Source organism: Streptomyces altiplanensis (genome assembly GCF_053591575.1).
This window is the reverse complement of sequence record NZ_JBSFUB010000007.1, coordinates 1-16,756: the sequence shown is the minus strand read 5'-3', so window position 1 is coordinate 16,756 and position 16,756 is coordinate 1. Positions and strand designations below refer to the sequence as shown.

The following is a 16,756-nucleotide window of genomic DNA, read 5'->3' as shown; positions in this document are numbered from 1 at the left end:
CGTGCGCTACCGCATCCTCGGCCCCACGCAGGCACTCCGCGACGACGGCACGACCGTCCCCGTCGGCGGGGCGCGGCTGCGCGCGCTGGTGACGGCACTGGCGCTGCGGCCCGGGCGTACGGTCACGGCCGGCGCCCTCGCCGACGAGGTGTGGAACGGCGACCCGCCCGCCGACGCGGCCGGCGCGCTCCAGGCCCTGGTCGCCCGCGCCCGCCGGGCCCTGGGCCATGCGGCGATCGCCTCCGCCGACGGCGGCTACCGGCTGTGCGCTGATCCGGAGGACGTGGACCTGTACCGCTTCGAGCGCCTCGCGGGGGAGGGCGCGAAGGCCCTGGACGCCGGCGACCCCGGCAAGGCGGCGGCGCTGCTCGACGAGGCGCTGGGGCTGTGGCACGGACCGGTCCTGGCCGGCCTTCCCGACCGTACGGCGGAGGCGGCCCGCTGGGAGTCCCGCCGCCTCGCGGCCCGCCGGGGCCGTCTGGCCGCCCTGGTCGGCCTGGGACGGGCCGAGGAGGCCCTGCCGGAGCTCACGGCGCTCTGCGACGACCACCCCATCGACGAACCGCTCCACTCCCTGCGCCTGCGCGCCCTGCGCGACACGGGCCGCACCGCGCAGGCGCTCGCGGCGTACGACGAACTCCGCCGCGACCTGGCGTCGCGCCTGGGCGCCGACCCGTCCCCCCAGCTCCGCGCCCTGCACACCGAACTGCTCACTCCGCCGGACCCGTCCGGCCGCCCTGGCCGGCCTTTGGCGGACCGGTCGCCGGAGGACCGGCCTCCGGCCGACCACCGCGTCGCGCACGGCAACCTGCGGGCCCGGCTGACCTCCTTCGTGGGGCGCGGGGCCGACATCGAGGCCCTCACCGGCGACCTCGCGCGCGCCCGGCTCGTCACCCTGCTCGGCCCCGGCGGCGCAGGCAAGACGCGGCTGTCGCAGGAGGCCGCCGAGGCCGCCCAGGCCGCCGGCGGTGCCTGGCGGGACGGGGTGTGGCTCGCGGAGCTCGCGCCCGTCGACGACCCCGAGACCGTTCCCGAAGCGGTGCTCATCGCGCTGGGCGCGCGCGAGACCGTCCTGCGCGGCGCCGGCGCCGAGGAACTGCGCGCCGCGGACCGGCACGGCGACGATCCGCTCGTACGCCTCGTCGAGCACTGCGCCCGCCGCCGGATGCTGATCCTGCTCGACAACTGCGAGCACGTCGTCGACGCCGCGGCCCGCCTCGCCGAGGAACTGCTGGCCCGCTGCCCCGGCGTGACCGTACTCGCCACCAGCCGTGAACCGCTCGGCGTGCCCGGCGAGACCGTCCGGCCCGTGGAGCCGCTGCCCGACCCCATGGCGCTGCGCCTCCTCGCCGAACGCGGCGCGGCCGCGAGACCGGGCTTTCGCGTCGACGACGACCCGGCCGCCGCCGCCGAGATCTGCCGGCGCCTCGACGGGCTGCCCCTCGCCATCGAACTGGCCGCCGCCCGGCTGCGGATGCTCACCCCGCGCCAGATCGCGGACCGCCTCGACGACCGGTTCCGGCTCCTGACCGGAGGCAGCCGCACCGTGCTGCCGAGGCAGCAGACCCTGCGTGCGGTCGTCGACTGGTCGTGGGACCTGCTGGACGAGCGGGAGAGGGCCGCGCTGCGCGCCCTGTCCGTCTTCGCGGGCGGCTGCGACCTGGCCGCCGCCGAAGCGGTGTGCGGCCCGGACGCGCTCGATGTGCTCGGCTCACTGGTCGACAAGTCGCTGGTGGTCGCGGCCCCTTCGGACGACGGCGGCGGCATGCGCTACCGCCTCCTCGAAACCGTCGCCGAGTACGCCGCCGAACGCCTCGACGAATCGGGCGACCGTCCCACCGCCGAGCGCCGCCACCTCGTCCACTTCCGCGAGCTCGCCCGCCACACCGAACCCCTGCTGCGCGGTCACGAGCAGCTCGCCCGCATCAGCCTCCTCCAGGTCGAGTACGAGAACCTGCGCACCGCCCTGCGCCGCGCCGTCGCCGCCCACGACGAGCACGAAGTGCTCTGCCTCGTCCACTCACTCGCCTGGTACTGGACGATCCGCGGCCTGCGCGGCGAGGCCCGCCACTGGTCCCAGGCCGCCACCCGGCTCGGCCCCGACCCCTTCGCCCCGCCGGTCGCCCCCGTCCACGCCCTGCACGAACGGTGCACGGACGCGCCGCCGCCCATGGCGCCCGAGCAGCTTCTGGAGGCCAGGCGCGGAGCCTGGCTGATCCACCTGGCGAGCATGAACCACGAGCTCGACGACTGGACGGGCGACGAGGCCATGGCATGGCTGCGCCGCGTCGCCGAGGTCTACCGGCCCGGCCTGCCGCAGACCTGCCGCATGCCGGGGAGCCTGTCGTTCTACGCGGTCATGCTGACCGGCAGCCCCGGGCAGCTGCACGAGATCGTCAACCGGACCGTCGACGCCTGCCGGGAGTACGGCTACACCTGGGAGCTCGCCTCCGCCCTCCAGATGCGGGCCAACATCCTCGCCAACCGGAGCGACTGGGTGGGCGACGCGAGCCGCGACGCGGAGGAGAGCCTGGAGATCTTCACCCGGCTCGGCGACGCGTGGGGCGCGGCCGAGGCCCTCGCCGCGCGCGGCGAGGCACGCGAGCGCAGGGGCCGGTTCGGTCTCGCCGCCGAGGACTTCCGCGCCGCGATCGGCCACGCGGTCCGGCTCGGCGCGCAGTCGCAGGTGTCGCTGCTGCGGGTCCGGCTCGCGGGCGTACTGATGGAGACGGGGGACGGCGAGGAGGCCGAGGCGATGCTGCGCCGGATCCTCGCCGAGGTCGAGCAGCACGGGCACGAGTCGGAGCCCGCCGCCCGCATGTACCTCGCGATGTGGTGCGGCCGCACGGGCCGCACCGGCGAGGCACGCGAGCAACTGGAGCTGATGCGCCGGTCCTTCAACCGGTCCAACCTCGCGATCTTCGCCGGCTTCGTGCTCGGCCTCCTCGCCTGGATGGACAACCTGGACGGCCGGTACGACGAGGCGCTCGGCCATGCCCGCCAGGCGCTGGAGCGCTCGCGCGAGCCGCTGTCCCGGATGGTCGCCCCGCAGATGCCGGCGATCCACCTGGTGACGGTGGCCCGCGCCCTGGCCGGGCTCGCCGGGCCGGGACAGGCGCGCGACGCCGCCCGGCTGCTCGGCGCACACGAAAGCCTCCTGCCGGCGGGCCACTTCGTGACGGCCCAGGACCGCGACACCAGGGAGGACGCCGAGGCGGCGACCCGTGCCGTGCTGGGCGACGCCGCGTACGAGGCGGCGTACGCCGAGGGCGGCTGCCTCACCCTGGACGAGGCAGCCGCCCTCGCCGGCCTCTGACGCGGCCTCAGGACTCATGACCGCATGACCTCATGACCGCATGACCTCATGGCCTCGTGGACTCAGGTCTTCTTGCGGAACTTCGAGATCGCGAGCGGCGCCGTCACCAGTGTGATGACCACGGCCCAGGCCACCACCATCCACACGTCGCGGGCGACGGGCCCGCCGATGAACAGCCCGCGCGCCGCGTCGGCCAGGCTCGACAGCGGGTTGTAGTCGGTGAAGGCCCGGAGCCAGCCCGGCATGGTCGACGGCGGGGTGAAGATCGAGGACCCGAACTGCAACGGCATCAGGACGAGCATCGCCATCCCCTGCACGGCCTGCGCCGTCTTCACGGACAGCCCGATCAGGATGAAGATCCACATGAGCGAGGCGCCGAACATGAGCGAGAGCCCGATCGCGCCCAGCACGTGCAGCGGCGACGTCTCGACCGACATGCCCAGCATGAAGCCCACGGCCAGCAGGATCGCGAAGGCGACCATCATCCGGCCGACCTCGACGACGATCTTCGCTATGAGGACGGAGGACCGGGCGATCGGCATCGTGCGGAACCGGTCCATGACCCCCTTCTGGAAGTCCTCGTTGATGCCGGTGCCGACCGCCATGGAGACGTTCAGGCCCATCATCGCCATCAGGCCGGGGACCAGATAACTGACGTACTCGTCCTGCTTGCCGTTGCCCGCGACCGCGCCGCCGAAGACGAAGACGAAGAGCAGGGTGAAGACGATCGGCATCAGCAGCACGTCGAACATCGACTGCGGGTCCTGCTTGATCTGCAGGGCGTTGCGGCGGGCGAGCGCGCCGATGTGCCGGAGATTGGCCCGCAGGCCGATCCGCCCCTCGCCGTCGTGCGCCGCCTTCACGGGCGCCGGCGCCGGCGGGGTCACTGTCGCCGCGCTCATGCCGCGACCTCCTCGTGCTTGTTGTTCGCGGGGGACTCGGGCGTGACGGTCTCGGCCGCCGCTTCGCTCGTCTTCTCGCCCGTGATGGCCAGGAACACCTCGTCCAGGCTGGGCAGGTGGGTGCCGATGTGCGCGATACCGAAACCGCGCGCGCCCAGCAGGCCGACCACCGCGGTCAGCTGCTCGTCGCTGAGGATCGGTACGTACAGCAGGCCCTCGCCGGCGTCGACCTGGGAGCCCGCGATGCCGTCGAGCCCCGCCTCGCTCAACGCCCGCGCCATGGCGGTCAGTTGCTCCGGATCGGCCGGCCGGACCTCCAGCGTGCGGCCGCCGACCTTCGCCTTCAGCTCGTCGACCTTGCCACCCGCGATGACGCGGCCGCGGTCGATGACCGTCAGCTCGCTCGCGAGCTGCTCGGCCTCCTCCATGTACTGGGTGGTGAGCAGGACGGTGACCCCCTCGCCCACCATCCGCTTGACCTCGTCCCACACCTCGTTGCGCGTGCGGGGGTCGAGTCCGGTCGTCGGCTCGTCCAGGTAGAGCACGGCGGGCTGCCCGATCATCGACGCCGCCAGGTCCAGGCGCCGCCGCATGCCGCCGGAGTACTGCATCACCGGCTTCTTCGCGGCCTCGGTGAGCGAGAACCGCTCCAGCAGCTCGTCCGCGCGCCGCCGCGCGTCCTTGCGGGACAGATCGAGCAGCCGCCCGATCATGTAGAGGTTCTCCCAGCCGGCGAGCTTCTCGTCGACCGAGGCGTACTGCCCGGTCAGGCCTATCGTGCGGCGAAGCTGCCGGGGCTGCTTCACCACGTCGTACCCGGCCACGACGGCCGTGCCGGCATCCGGCCGGACCAGCGTGGACAGGCACCGTACGAGAGTGGTCTTGCCGGCGCCGTTGGGCCCGAGGACACCGAGCACGGTGCCTTCCCGTACGTCCAGGTCCACGCCGTCCAGCGCCTTGGTCTCGCCGTAGTGCTTGACCAGTCCCCTTACCTGGACGGCGTTGGCCGCGCCGCCCGTGGGGTTCGTGTCGAATCGCGTCATGCCGACCATGAGAGCAGCCGCCACTGACAACGCACCGACAGAACGCCGACAGCCCGCCGATGGGGGAAGTCGGCGGGCTGTCCTGGTGCGGGCAGTGGCTAGTGGAAGGTGTGCTCCTCCTGCGGGAACGCCCCGCCGACGACATCGCCGGCGAACGCCTTGGCCGCGTCCCCGAGGGTCTCCCGCAGGTTCGCGTACTGCTTGGTGAAGCGCGGCACCTTGCCGCCCGTCAGGCCCGCCATGTCGGTCCAGACGAGGACCTGCGCGTCCGTGTCGGGCCCCGCGCCGATGCCCACGGTCGGAATGTGCAGCGAGCGCGTCACCTCGGCGGCCAGTTCGGCCGGTACGAGCTCCAGCACGACCGCGAACGCACCCGCGTCCTGCGCCGCCTTCGCGTCCCGCAGCAGCTGGTGCGCGGCCTCGTCGCTGCGGCCCTGGACCCGGTAGCCCATGGTGTTGACGGACTGCGGCGTCAGCCCCAGGTGCGACATGACCGGGATGCCGGCCTTCACCAGCAGCTCGGTCTGGGCGTGCGAGCGCTCGCCGCCCTCCAGCTTCACCGCGCCCACGCCGGCGTCCTTGATCAGCCGGGTCGCGTTGCGCAGGGCCTGCACCGGCCCTTCCTGGTACGAGCCGAAGGGCAGGTCGCCGACGACCAGGGCGCGCCTGGTGCCCCGTACGACAGCGGCGGAGAGCAGGGTCATCTCGTCCATCGTGACGGGCACGGTGGTCTCGTAACCGAGGTGGCAGTTGCCCATGGAGTCACCGACGAGCAGGACCGGGATGCCGGCCTCGTCGAAGACGGAGGCGGTCATCGCGTCGTACGCGGTGAGCATGGGCCACTTCTCGCCGCGCTCCTTGGCGGCGGCGATGTCGTGGACGGTGATGCGGCGAGTGCCCTTGCCGCCGTACAGCGCCTTGCCGCTGTCGGCGGAAGTCTTCTGGGCAGCCTGAAGCGTCATGGCCTACGGCTCCTTCGAAATCTCGAGGCGCCCTGACGGCGTCCCCGGACCACGTCCATGGTGGCATCCCCACCGGGTCCCCGGGAAGTGGGGCTGCGCCGTCGGGCGCGCCCCCTGGCTGGTTTGTGCGCGTTTCGTCACAGCATTCGCCCGACGCGCCCGGGCCGGAACCCGCCGCGGTGCCCCGTCGTCCTCGTGGCAGTACGGCCGCCGTGTTCGGCGGCGGGGAAAAGCACCGGTCATCACCTAGGGTCTGAAGGTGGGAGCGGTGTGCACGGCAAGGCAGTGAGGACAGCGGAATGGCGCAGGCGTACATGACGGACACGGAGAACGGCAGCTCAGGGCCTGAGCGTTCCGGATCCCGGCTCCGGCGCCGCCTCGAAAGCCTGCGTCACGATCGCGGCATCTGGCGGCGCGGCATCCTCCTCGCGCTCTGCGCCCTCCTGCTCACGCTGTTGATGGTCTTCCACGCGCAGATCCCCAACGCGATCGGCAACCTCGGCAGCCTCACCGAAACCTTCCTTCCCTGGCTGGGCCTGGGCGTTCCGTTTCTGCTCGCCGCCGCCCTGCTGCGCCGCTCGGCGACCGCGCTCGTCGCCCTGCTGCTGCCTGCCCTGGTCTGGCTCAATCTCTTCGGTGGTCTGCTCACCGACAAGTCGGAGACGGGCGGCAACCTCATGGTCGCCACCCACAATGTCAACGCCGCCAATCCGGACCCCCGGGGAACGGCCCGCGAGCTGGCCGACTCGGGCGCGGACGTGGTGGCGCTGCAGGAGCTCAAGCCGAGTGAGGTGGCGTCGTACGAGAGCGCCCTGTCCGACACGTACGCGTACCACTCGGTGCAGGGCACGGTCGGTCTGTGGAGCAAGTACCCGATGACCGGTACGCAGCCCGTCGACATCAAGATGGGCTGGACCCGCGCCATGCGCTCGACGGTGGCGACGCCGTCGGGCGACGTCGCGGTGTACGTCGCCCACCTGCCGTCGGTACGGGTCAAGGTCAACGCCGGTTTCACGGCCGGGCAGCGCGACGACAGCGCGGACGCGCTGGGCGAGGCCATCGCCCGCGAGCCCGTCGGCAAGGTCGTCCTCCTCGGCGACCTGAACGGCACGATGAACGACCGGGCCCTGAACGCCGTCACCTCGCAGATGCGGTCCACGCAGGGCGCGGCGGGCGACGGCTTCGGCTTCAGCTGGCCGGCGTCGTTCCCGATGGCGCGGATCGACCAGATCATGGTGAAGGGGATCAGGCCGGTGTCGTCGTGGGCCCTGCCGGAGACGAACAGCGACCACCTGCCGATCGCGGCGCGCGTGGAGATCTGACGCGCGGGACCCGGCGTCCCGGCGTGCGGGATCCGGCCCCCGCACGCCCTGCCGAAACCCCGTGTTCACGTCGCGGAACATTTCACCTGAGAGACTTTGTTCAGTACAGGAACGAAGTCCCTCTTGTGGAAGGTCTCCCCATGCCCCGGCCGCCCAGGCCCGTAGCTCTGCTCGCTCTCGCCGTGAGTGCCTTCGGCATCGGCACCACCGAATTCGTCATGATGGGCCTGCTGCCCAATGTCGCGGACGATCTGGACACCTCGGTGCCCACCGCCGGCTACCTCGTGTCGGCGTACGCGATCGGCGTGGTCATCGGCGCCCCCCTGCTCACCGCCCTCGGCTCGCGCGTCCCGCGCAAGCGCATGCTCCTGCTGCTCATGGCCCTCTTCACGGTCGGCAACCTCGCCTCGGCCCTCGCCCCCGGCTTCGGCTGGCTGGTGGCGGGCCGGGTGCTCGCCGGGCTGCCGCACGGGGCGTTCTTCGGGGTCGGCGCGGTGGTCGCGGCGCGGCTGGTCGCGGACGGGCGGCAGGCGCGGGCCGTCGCGACGATGTTCCTGGGCCTCACGGTCGCCAACATCGTCGGCGTACCCGCCGCCACCCTGCTCGGCCAGCACCTCGGATGGCGCGCCACGTTCCTGGTGGTGGCGGCGATCGGCCTGGTCGCGATGGCGGCGCTGGCCCGTCTGGTTCCGTACGTCCCGACGGACACCCGGCGGAGCGTGGGCCGCGAACTGCGCACCCTCGGCAACCGCCAGGTCCTGCTCGGCCTGCTCACCGCCGTCTTCGGCTTCGCGGGTGTCTTCGCGGTCTACTCCTACCTGGCCTCGATGACGACCGAGGTCATGGGCTTCGGCGAGTCCTCCGTGACGCTGGTCCTCGCCCTCTTCGGCATCGGCATGACGCTGGGCGCCCTCGCGGCGGGCCCGCTGACCGACCGGGCCCTGCGCCCCACGCTCTACGGCTCACTGGGCGCCCTCGCGGTCGTCCTGCTGGCGTTCAACTACACCGTGCACGTGCAGTGGGCGGCGCTGGTCACCGTGGTGGTGCTGGGCGCGGTCGGCTTCATGACCACCACACCGCTCCAGATGCTGGTCATGAACAAGGCCAAGGACGCCCCCACCCTGGCCTCGGCCTCCAACCACTCGGCCTTCAACCTCGCCAACGCGGGCGGTGCGTGGCTCGGCGGCATGGCGATCACCGCCAGCTGGGGCTGGATGTCCCCGACGCTGGTCGGTGCCGTGCTGGCGGCGGCGGGTCTCGCGATCGCCGTCACGGCGGGCCTCCTGGACCGCGCCCCGGTGTCGTCCCGCTCGCGGGTGGTGGCCGGGGGCGCGGCGAACCGGGAACCGGTGCGCGACACGGTGGCCTGACGGGGGCCTTCCCCCTGCCCGCCCCTTCCCGGTCCGGAGGCTCGTCTCCGAACCTTCGGACCTTCAGGCCCCCGGACCTCCGGGCCCCCGGGCCCCCTCCGGGGTCCGGGGCGGAGCCCCGCGCCACACGCGTCAGACGGGCGACTCGCGCCACCGGTTCGTGATCGGCAGGCGGCGGTCCTTGCCGAAGCCCTTCGGGGAGATCTTCGTGCCCGGCGGGTACTGCCGGCGCTTGTACTCCGCCGCGTCCACCATCCGCAGCGTCTTCGCGACCAGCGCCCGGTCGAAGCCCGCGGCCACGATCGAGTCCAGGCCCTGGTCCTTGTCGACGTACCTCTCCAGGATCCGGTCCAGCACGTCGTAGTCCGGCAGCGAGTCGGTGTCGACCTGGCCGGGGCGCAGCTCCGCGCTCGGCGGCTTGGTGAGGGAGTTCTCCGGGATCGGCGGGGTCTGGCCCCGCTCCTCGGCCGCCTTGTTCCGCCACCGCGCCAGCGCGAAGATCCACGTCTTGTAGACGTCCTTGACCGGCCCGTACGCGCCGACCGAGTCGCCGTAGAGCGTCGAGTAGCCCACCGCCAGCTCGGACTTGTTGCCCGGCGCGAGCACGATCTGGCCCTCCTGGTTGGAGATGGCCATCAGCGTGGTGCCGCGCAGCCGCGACTGGAGGTTCTCCTCGGCGAGCCCGGTCAGGCCGAGCGAGCCCATGTACGCGTCGAACATCGGCTCGATCGGTACGGTCCGGAAGTTCAGTCCGGTACGGCGGGCCAGTTCGGCCGCGTCGCGCCGGGAGTGCTCCGAGGAGTACCTCGACGGCATGGACACGCCGTACACGTTCCGCGCGCCCAGCGCGTCGCACGCGATCGCGGCCACGAGCGCCGAGTCGATGCCGCCGGACAGCCCGACCAGGACGGAGCCGAAGCCGTTCTTGGCGGCGTACGCGCGCAGGCCCACGACCAGCGCCGAGTACACCTCCTCCTCGTCCTCCAGGCGCTCGGCGTATCCGCCGGTCAGCTCGGGCTCGTACGCGGGGAGGGGCTTCTCGGAGAGCACGACGTGGTCGATGCGCAGCCCGTCGTCGACCGTCCCGGACGGGGGAACGGGGCTCGCGGCAGGCAGGTCCAGGTCGAGCAGCATGCTGCCCTCCGAGAACTGCGGGGCGCGCGCGACGACCTCGCCGTCCTTGTCGCAGACGATCGAGTCGCCGTCGTAGACCAGCTCGTCCTGGCCGCCCGTCATCGCGACGTACGCCGTCGTGCAGCCCGCCTCCCGGGCGCGCTTGCGCACCAGCTCCAGGCGGCTGTCGTCCTTGTGGACCTCGTACGGGGAGGCGTTGACGGAGAGCAGCAGACCCGCCCCGGCGGACCGGGTGGCCGGCACGCGGCCGCCGTCCTGCCAGAGGTCCTCGCAGATGGCGAGGGCGACGTCGACGCCGTGCACGCGGACGACGGGCATGGAGTCGCCCGGCACGAAGTACCGGAACTCGTCGAAGACGCCGTAGTTGGGGAGGTGGTGCTTGGCGAAGGACAGCGCGACCTCGCCGCGGTGCAGCACGGCGGCGGCGTTCTGCGGGGAGCCGGCGGGCTGGCCGTAGCGCGGCTGGGCCTTCTCGCAGCGGTCGAGGTAGCCGACGACGACCGGGATCTCCCCGAAGCCCTCTTCGGCGAGGCGCACCGCGAGCGTCCGCACGGCGTCGCGCGACGCCTCGACGAAGGACGACCGCAGGGCGAGGTCCTCGACGGGGTAGCCGGTCAGTGCCATCTCGGGAAACGCCACGAGGTGGGCGCCCTGCTCGGCGGCGTGCCGGGTCCAGCGGACGATCGCTTCGGCGTTGCCGGCGAGGTCCCCGACGGTCGAGTCGATCTGGTTCAGAGCGAGGCGTAGTTGAGGCACGCGCCCAGTTTATCGTCTCTCTGACGCGATGTCCTCGGAAAGCCATGACGGACCCGTGCGGGACGCCCGCACGGACGTCCCGCACGGACGTCCCGCCCCGGCGCCGGCGGTCCCGTTCGGCCGGGTCCGGCCCTACGTGGCAGGGCCGGACCAGAAGGCGTCGTCGTACTTCGTCAGGTCGGGGCTGAACGTCACCCGTATCCGGTCGGCCGCGTCGGCGGGCAGCGAGAAGGCGTACTTCCCGACCGCCCGCTTGCCGGGAAGGAGCATGCCGGTGAGGACCTTCTGCCGGCCGCTGCCGTCGATCAGCAGCTCCGCATCGGCCCCGTCGGCGTCGCCGGCCCTCGGCAGGCCCGTCTTGAGGTCGGTCTTCTCGCTGCCCCCGTTGACCACGGTGACCGTCACCTCGACCGCCTTGTTGCCTTTCGGGTGGCCGAACGCGAACTCGTCCGGCACGAACGGCCGCGGCCCGGAGACCGTGACCTTCAGGCCGTTCCCGTACGTGTACGTCTCGCCGAACGCCAGGTTCCTCGCCTCCTCCGCCGCGGCGGACGCGGAAGCCTCCGCCTTCGCCGACGCGGCGGCGGAAGCCCCCGCCGCGTCCGCTTCCGCCTCGCCGGTCTCGACGTCCGAACGGATGCCGTCGGTGAACTCCGCGACCTTCGAGAAGGTGAACACCCCGCCGCCGACGGCGAGCAGCAGCCCCGCCGCGCCGAGGACCAGGCCGGTGAGGGCCGTCGCCTTGTTGGTCGCCAGCCCCTTGCGGGCGTGGCCGAGCCCGACGATGCCGAAGACCAGTGCCAGCAGGGCGGGCAGCCAGGAGATCCAGAACAGGAACACGGCCAGGCCGAGGACCACACCGATCGTGCCGAGTACCAGCGCCGTGATGCCCATGCCGTTGCGGGGCTGCTGCCCCGCCGGGGGCGGTGGTGCCGGGAACCCGGCCGGCGGCGGGCCCCACGGGCTCTGGCCGGCGGGCGGAGCGGGCATGGTCATCCGGCGTCCTTCAGGCATGGGCGAACGAAAGTTCGACGACATTAACAGGACGGACCGCCCGGACGCGGTGGTCCGGGCGGTCCGTGGGGGCGGGCGGCGGGGCGGCCCGGTCAGGGGCGGGGAGCCGCGCCCCGCGCCTTCAGCAGGTCGGTCATCAGCTTGATCTCCGACTCCTGGGCGTCGACCATGCCCTGCGCCAGGGACCGCTCCGTGGTGACCTCGCACCGGTCGGCGCAGCCCTGGGCCATCGCGACGCCGCCCTCGTGGTGGTCGGTCATCAGCTGGAGATAGAGGATCTCCGCCTGCTTGCCGTCCGCCTCGCGGAGCTCCGCCAGCTCGGCCCGGGTCGCCATGCCGGGCATGAGCGCTCCCTCACGCGCCTCGTGCGCCCCGTGCCCGCCGTGGCCGCCGTGGCCGCCGTGGCCGGAGGGATCCTCCCCGGCCATCCAGGCCATCGGCTCGTCCGGCGAGTGCTTCGGCAGGCCCCACAGGTCGAGCCAGCCGAGCATCATGCCCCGCTGGTTGGCCTGGGTGTTGGCGATGTCGTACGCCAGCCTGCGCACCTCTTCGTCCTTGGTGCGGTCGCGCACGATGAACGACATCTCCACCGCCTGCTGGTGGTGCACCGACATGTCCCGCGCGAAACCCGCGTCCGCCGAGTCCCCGGCGGGCGTCCGGCCCGCGGCGGCGGTGCCGCCGCCCTCGCCGCCGTTCCCGGAGGCGACCGTGACCGCCCCGGCCGCGAAGAGCAGCGCGAGGACCACGGCCGTGACGGCGGCCCAGTACGTACGCGTCATCACTGGCCCATACCGCCCGTGCACGCCGCACCGGGCTCGGGCGTCTGCGGTCCCTGCACGTACTTCGTGAAGAACTGGTCGACCCGCGGGTCCGCCGCGCTGTCCACGGTCACCTGCTTGCCCCACGCGCTGAGCATGAGCGCCCCGGCCTGGTCCTTGACCGGGCTCATCATCGAGTACGAGGTCTTGCCGACCTTCTCGGCGAGCTTCTCGACGTCGGCGTCCGACGCCTTGTCGTTGTACGTCACCCAGACCGCGCCGTGCTCCAGCGAGTGCACCGCGTTGACCTTGGGGATCTCCTTCTTGTAGACGTCCCGGTCGCAGTTCATCCACACCTGGTGGTGGTCACCGCCCACCGGCGGCGTCATCGGGTAGGAGACGTCCTTGGTGACGTGATCGCGGCCCAGCTTCTTCGCCTCCCAGGACTTCTCGCCCTTGACGGGAGCCTTGGCCTGGGCCGTCGCCTTCTCCTTCTTCTCCGACTCCTGGAGGAAGACGTACGAGCCGAATCCGACCAGGCCGGCCACGACGACCGTGCTGATGGCGATCGTGATGAGCCGGTTGCGGCGCTCGCGTGACTGCTCGGCGCGGCGCATCTCCTCTATTCGGGCCTTGCGCGACGCGTTGGCGGTCTTGTTGGAAGCCATGATGTGTGTCCTTCGCCTGCTGATGGGGGGTCGGGGGATGCCGGAGGCCCGGGCGCGGGCGGCCCGGCTACGTCCGCATCACCTGAAGGACATGACGCCCCGGTGCCCGGGGAAGCGCCCCGGCGCCGCGTAGCGGGTCGGTGGCGGCCTGCGGTGCGCAATGCTGCGGCTCGGCGGTCACCGGCGGCGCCGGCGGCGGCACGGTGAGCACGGCGGGGGACAGGTGCGGGAAGGCGCCGCAGTGCTGGGAGTCGTACGGACAGACGTACGCGTGTCCGTCCCGCGCGGGAGCGGCGACAGCGGCGGCCATGGAGGCGACGGGAGCGGGAGGGGCGGCGCCGGCGACCCCGTGGTGCTCCCGGAGCTCGGAACCCGGCTCGAACCCCGCACCCAGGCAGACGAAGAGCGCGGCGAGCAGCGTCGCCACAGCGCTCAGCAGCGCTATGGGACGTGTGGTGCGTCTGGTACGCCCGGTGCGGGATTGCCGCAGTCCCCCCATGGGCGCAGATCGTAGTGCGCGAAGGCCCCTCCCATGCCATGCGGGCCGCATCCAGTGGGGCGGATGTTTTGTGCCCCGGCGATCGGCAACCCGTTCTTCATGGTGCAAATCGGATACACGATGATGACCGAGCAGGCCGGGCCCCGCGATCTGGTCGACCACGTGGTCGCCGCGGAGCGGGCCGGCTTCGACTTCTCCGTCACCTCGGACCACTACTTCCCGTGGCTGGAAGAACAGGGCCACGCACCGTACGCCTGGAGCGTGCTCGGCGCGGCGGCCCAGGCCACCTCACGCATTCCGCTGATGACGTACGTGACCTGCCCGACGGTCCGCTACCACCCCGCCGTCGTCGCCCAGAAGGCCGCGACCGTGCAGCTGCTCTCGGAGGGCCGGTTCCGGCTCGGCCTCGGGTCGGGCGAGAACCTCAACGAGCACGTCGTCGGCGCGGGCTGGCCCGCCGCCCACGTCCGCCTGGAGATGCTGGAGGAGGCCGTGGAGATCATCCGCGCGCTGTTCGCCGGCGGCGACGTGAGCCACCACGGCACGCACTACGACGTCGAGAACGCCCGGCTCTGGGACCTGCCCGAGCAGCTCCCCCCGATCGGCATCGCGGTCTCCGGCCCCCGGTCGTGCGAACTCGCCGGCCGGCTCGGCGACCTGGTCGTCGCCACCGAGCCCAAGAGGGAGCTCCTGGAGGCGTTCGACCGCCACGGCGGCAGCGGAAAGCCCCGGGTCGGCCAGGTGCCGGTCTGCTTCGACACCGATCGGGACGCGGCGCTCAAGCGGGCGCACGAGCAGTTCCGCTGGTCCGTCGGCGGCTGGAAGGTCAACTCCGAGCTGCCGGGCCCCGCCGGATTCGACCAGGCCACCCGGTTCGTACGGCCCGAGGACGTCGCGCGGTCCATCGCGTGCGGCTCGGACGTCGAGACGTTCGTCGAGGCGGTACGGCCGTACGCCGAGGCGGGCTTCACCGAGATCGCCCTGGTCCAGGTCGGCGGCGGCCACCAGCGGCCCTTCATCGAATGGGCGGAGAAGGAACTGCTGCCCGCCCTGCGCGAACTCTGAGAACCGGCGGCGGGGCGGGCGGCGGAAGGTGGCCGGCGCGGACGGACCGCGGTCAGCGCGGAGCGCCCGTATGGGCCAGCGTGAAGGAGTGTCCCGCGGGATCGGAGTACACGCGTTCGTCGCGCGGGCCGCTGTTGTTCTTCGTGTCCACGGGCCGGGCACCGAGGCTCACGGCCTCGCGCTCCGCCTCGTCCATGTCGCCCCGCTCCACCAGGATCCGCAGATGCGCCTGCTGCGAGTCCTCCGGACGCGGCCAGCTGGGCGGCGCGTAGCCGTGGTCCCTGCGGATCGCCAGCTCCACGCCCCGGTGGCCCACGATCTCCACGAAGTCCGGGTTGGTCCCGACCCTGGCTTCCGCGCCCAGCAGGGCGGCGTAGAACTCCGCCAGCTCCTCGGGCTTCGCGCAGTCCAGGACGAGAACGCTCTGTTTCGCGACTGTCATCTGCTCTCCCCACTCGCCGCAGGCGGCCGGACGGCCATCCACTCGCTTACCCGCGGGACGCGGCGGCACACGGACCGTCACGGCCCCCGGATCCGGGCCGGACGCATCGCCGCCGCACAAGCGGGTACCCGCGCCGCAGCCATCCGGGCGCCGACCTGTGGGTACCGCCGCTCGCCGGACCGCGGACCCGCCGGTCCGCGGTCTCCGGTCGCGCACGCGATCCCGCCGGGTGAGCCTGGGGATCGGCGACGACGAGAGAAAGAGGCCTCACCGTGAACAGCACGGAACACACCGGAACGCAGGTCCTGGTCGAAGTCACCGGGAGCTCCAAGGAGGACGCCAACGCCGTTTTCGGCGCCCTGTGCACCGCCTTCACCTCCGACCGCCCGTCCGACGACGCACCGCGGGACGACACGGGCGGACGCCCGATGGTGTGGAGCGCCACCTACGACGTGTCCGCCGTACGGGAGCAGGCCGCTCCCGCACGGCTGACGGAATCCGTCTCCGTCACCCTCCAGGGCGGCTACCGGGCGGTGGAGCAGCTGCGCGAGCAGCTCGAATCGGCGTTCTCCGTGTCCGAGGAGGGCTCCGCCTCGGGCGACCAGGAGAAGGAGCTTCAGCTGCGTCTGGAGAGCGGGCCCGGGACGGCACCATGAGCGATACGGGGCCCCGGGAGCTCCGGCGGGGCCGTGACGAGACGGGGTCCCGGGGGCTCCGGCGGGGCCGTGACGAGACGGAGGAGGAGCGGGCGGACCGGCTGTGGGCCGAGCTGCTCCAGGAGCTGCGGGTCGCGCAGACCGGCGTGCAGATCCTGTTCGCCTTCCTGCTGACCGTCGTCTTCCAGCCGCGGTTCGCCGACCTGTCGACGACCGACCGGCACATCTACGTCGTCACGGTCGTGATCGGAGCGGCGACAGTGGGGTCGCTGGTCGGCCCGGTCTCCTTCCACCGCCTGGTCACCGGCCGCCGGCTCAAGCCGCAGACGGTGATGTGGGCGTCCAGACTGACCCTTCTCGGGCTGGTGCTGCTGCTGTGCACGATGGCGCTGGCGCTGCTGCTGATCCTCCGGCTGGCGCTGGACAGCTCGCTCGCCCTGTGGCTGGTCGGCGGGCTGGTGGCCTGGTTCGTGCTGTGCTGGTTCGTACTGCCCGTCTGGGCCCGGCATGCCGGTGCGGGCAAGAACTGACCGAAGTCCTTCCTTGCCCGCACCGGCCCTGCCCGTGTACTGCGCGCGCTGGCGCGCGTGTCGCCCAGGAAGCGCAGTCCTGCTTACGCGGCGCTGCCCCGGCTGGCGCTGCTGCTGCTCCCGCCGCCGCTGCCGTAGGCGCGGCGGCGCGACTGCGCCGGAGCGCTGCGTCGCCCGCGCTGCGAGGACGCGCTGCGCCTGGGGCGCTCGCTGACCGGCGAGGAGATCGTGACGGGGATGCCGGAGGGGGCCTGCGCGCCGGTGATCCGGGTCAGCTCGGCGTCGCCGGAGCGGACCTGGGCGGTGTGCGGGGTGATGC

The 16,756-nt window shown here is 72.6% G+C and carries 15 protein-coding genes and 1 pseudogene; 6 read left to right on the top strand and 10 right to left on the bottom strand.

The features are described from left to right. Nucleotide 1 precedes the first annotated feature (1 nt). On the top strand, nt 2–3,316 hold the full coding sequence (locus ACWD0Y_RS04795) for a BTAD domain-containing putative transcriptional regulator (protein WP_450259035.1): 3,315 nt from the start codon (nt 2–4) through the stop codon (nt 3,314–3,316). Between the two features lie 62 nt (nt 3,317–3,378). Here the strand turns inward: ACWD0Y_RS04795 and ACWD0Y_RS04790 are convergent, their stop codons facing one another. The 3 genes from ACWD0Y_RS04790 to panB form a co-directional block, all read right to left on the bottom strand. Further along, nucleotides 3,379–4,218 carry an ABC transporter permease gene (locus tag ACWD0Y_RS04790; protein ID WP_450259034.1) on the bottom strand — a complete coding sequence of 280 codons (840 nt, stop codon included), beginning with the start codon at nt 4,216–4,218 and terminating at the stop codon, nt 3,379–3,381. Beyond that, nucleotides 4,215–5,270 carry an ATP-binding cassette domain-containing protein gene (locus ACWD0Y_RS04785; RefSeq protein WP_450259161.1) on the bottom strand — a complete coding sequence of 352 codons (1,056 nt, stop codon included), beginning with the start codon at nt 5,268–5,270 and terminating at the stop codon, nt 4,215–4,217. The genes ACWD0Y_RS04790 and ACWD0Y_RS04785 overlap by 4 nt, the downstream gene beginning before the upstream one ends. Nucleotides 5,271–5,359: 89 nt before the next feature. Further along, entirely contained in the window at nt 5,360–6,223 is an 864-nt protein-coding gene (gene panB, locus ACWD0Y_RS04780; RefSeq protein WP_093801111.1) for a 3-methyl-2-oxobutanoate hydroxymethyltransferase, read from the bottom strand. 299 nt (nt 6,224–6,522) lie between these two features. Between panB and ACWD0Y_RS04775 the strand changes: the two genes are divergently transcribed. Continuing rightward, nucleotides 6,523–7,545, top strand: coding sequence for an endonuclease/exonuclease/phosphatase family protein (locus ACWD0Y_RS04775; RefSeq protein WP_450259033.1), 1,023 nt, complete (start codon nt 6,523–6,525; stop codon nt 7,543–7,545). A gap of 140 nt (nt 7,546–7,685) precedes the next feature. Then, nucleotides 7,686–8,915: an MFS transporter gene (locus ACWD0Y_RS04770; RefSeq protein ID WP_450259032.1), complete on the top strand. Its 1,230-nt coding sequence runs from the start codon at nt 7,686–7,688 to the stop codon at nt 8,913–8,915. A 132-nt stretch (nt 8,916–9,047) separates the two neighbouring features. On the opposite strand, the gene ACWD0Y_RS04765 is transcribed toward ACWD0Y_RS04770, so the two are convergent. The 5 genes from ACWD0Y_RS04765 to ACWD0Y_RS04745 all read right to left on the bottom strand — a co-directional run bounded on the left by ACWD0Y_RS04765 (nt 9,048) and on the right by ACWD0Y_RS04745 (nt 13,744). Beyond that, a complete protein-coding gene (locus ACWD0Y_RS04765) occupies nt 9,048–10,805 on the bottom strand; it encodes an NAD+ synthase (protein WP_450259031.1) in 1,758 nt (585 codons plus the stop codon). Between the two features lie 132 nt (nt 10,806–10,937). Continuing rightward, nucleotides 10,938–11,801, bottom strand: a complete 864-nt coding sequence (locus ACWD0Y_RS04760; protein WP_450259030.1) for a DUF4190 domain-containing protein — start codon at nt 11,799–11,801, stop codon at nt 10,938–10,940. A gap of 110 nt (nt 11,802–11,911) precedes the next feature. After that, the gene (locus ACWD0Y_RS04755; RefSeq protein WP_450259029.1) at nt 11,912–12,598 is read right to left on the bottom strand and encodes a DUF305 domain-containing protein; all 687 of its coding nucleotides are present in this window, start codon (nt 12,596–12,598) and stop codon (nt 11,912–11,914) included. Beyond that, nucleotides 12,598–13,245, bottom strand: a complete 648-nt coding sequence (locus ACWD0Y_RS04750; protein WP_450259028.1) for a DUF3105 domain-containing protein — start codon at nt 13,243–13,245, stop codon at nt 12,598–12,600. The genes ACWD0Y_RS04755 and ACWD0Y_RS04750 overlap by 1 nt, the downstream gene beginning before the upstream one ends. A 67-nt stretch (nt 13,246–13,312) precedes the next feature. Next, complete coding sequence (locus tag ACWD0Y_RS04745; protein WP_450259027.1) at nt 13,313–13,744, bottom strand: hypothetical protein; 432 nt, start codon at nt 13,742–13,744, stop codon at nt 13,313–13,315. A 99-nt stretch (nt 13,745–13,843) separates the two neighbouring features. Here ACWD0Y_RS04745 and ACWD0Y_RS04740 point away from each other — a divergent pair, with 99 nt between their 5' ends. Then, nucleotides 13,844–14,809 (top strand): LLM class F420-dependent oxidoreductase, encoded by a 966-nt coding sequence (locus ACWD0Y_RS04740; protein ID WP_450259026.1) that lies wholly within the window; start codon nt 13,844–13,846, stop codon nt 14,807–14,809. 52 nt (nt 14,810–14,861) lie between these two features. Here ACWD0Y_RS04740 and ACWD0Y_RS04735 read toward each other — a convergent pair whose 3' ends face one another. Continuing rightward, nucleotides 14,862–15,251, bottom strand: a complete 390-nt coding sequence (locus tag ACWD0Y_RS04735) for a VOC family protein (RefSeq protein WP_450259025.1) — start codon at nt 15,249–15,251, stop codon at nt 14,862–14,864. A 272-nt stretch (nt 15,252–15,523) separates the two neighbouring features. Between ACWD0Y_RS04735 and ACWD0Y_RS04730 the strand changes: the two genes are divergently transcribed. Both ACWD0Y_RS04730 and ACWD0Y_RS04725 read left to right on the top strand, forming a co-directional pair. Then, nucleotides 15,524–15,907 (top strand): hypothetical protein, encoded by a 384-nt coding sequence (locus tag ACWD0Y_RS04730; RefSeq protein ID WP_450259024.1) that lies wholly within the window; start codon nt 15,524–15,526, stop codon nt 15,905–15,907. Continuing rightward, nucleotides 15,904–16,437: a DUF6328 family protein gene (locus ACWD0Y_RS04725; RefSeq protein ID WP_450259023.1), complete on the top strand. Its 534-nt coding sequence runs from the start codon at nt 15,904–15,906 to the stop codon at nt 16,435–16,437. Before ACWD0Y_RS04730 ends, ACWD0Y_RS04725 begins: the two co-directional genes overlap by 4 nt. Before the next feature lie 83 nt (nt 16,438–16,520). On the opposite strand, the pseudogene ACWD0Y_RS04720 reads toward ACWD0Y_RS04725, so the two are convergent. Beyond that, a pseudogene (locus tag ACWD0Y_RS04720) lies at nt 16,521–16,756 on the bottom strand (DEAD/DEAH box helicase); the annotation flags it as partial.

Excerpts from the sequence above, each read along its gene's own strand:
- ACWD0Y_RS04755 (WP_450259029.1), bottom strand. The coding sequence starts at position 12,598 with ATGACGCGTACGTACTGGGCCGCCGTCACGGCCGTGGTCCTCGCGCTG.
- ACWD0Y_RS04725 (WP_450259023.1), top strand. The coding sequence starts at position 15,904 with ATGAGCGATACGGGGCCCCGGGAGCTCCGGCGGGGCCGTGACGAGACG.
- ACWD0Y_RS04775 (WP_450259033.1), top strand. The coding sequence starts at position 6,523 with ATGGCGCAGGCGTACATGACGGACACGGAGAACGGCAGCTCAGGGCCT.
- ACWD0Y_RS04770 (WP_450259032.1), top strand. The coding sequence starts at position 7,686 with ATGCCCCGGCCGCCCAGGCCCGTAGCTCTGCTCGCTCTCGCCGTGAGT.
- ACWD0Y_RS04785 (WP_450259161.1), bottom strand. The coding sequence starts at position 5,270 with ATGGTCGGCATGACGCGATTCGACACGAACCCCACGGGCGGCGCGGCC.
- ACWD0Y_RS04790 (WP_450259034.1), bottom strand. The coding sequence starts at position 4,218 with ATGAGCGCGGCGACAGTGACCCCGCCGGCGCCGGCGCCCGTGAAGGCG.
- ACWD0Y_RS04740 (WP_450259026.1), top strand. The coding sequence starts at position 13,844 with ATGGTGCAAATCGGATACACGATGATGACCGAGCAGGCCGGGCCCCGC.
- panB (WP_093801111.1), bottom strand. The coding sequence starts at position 6,223 with ATGACGCTTCAGGCTGCCCAGAAGACTTCCGCCGACAGCGGCAAGGCG.
- ACWD0Y_RS04745 (WP_450259027.1), bottom strand. The coding sequence starts at position 13,744 with ATGGGGGGACTGCGGCAATCCCGCACCGGGCGTACCAGACGCACCACA.
- ACWD0Y_RS04760 (WP_450259030.1), bottom strand. The coding sequence starts at position 11,801 with ATGACCATGCCCGCTCCGCCCGCCGGCCAGAGCCCGTGGGGCCCGCCG.
- ACWD0Y_RS04735 (WP_450259025.1), bottom strand. The coding sequence starts at position 15,251 with ATGACAGTCGCGAAACAGAGCGTTCTCGTCCTGGACTGCGCGAAGCCC.
- ACWD0Y_RS04750 (WP_450259028.1), bottom strand. The coding sequence starts at position 13,245 with ATGGCTTCCAACAAGACCGCCAACGCGTCGCGCAAGGCCCGAATAGAG.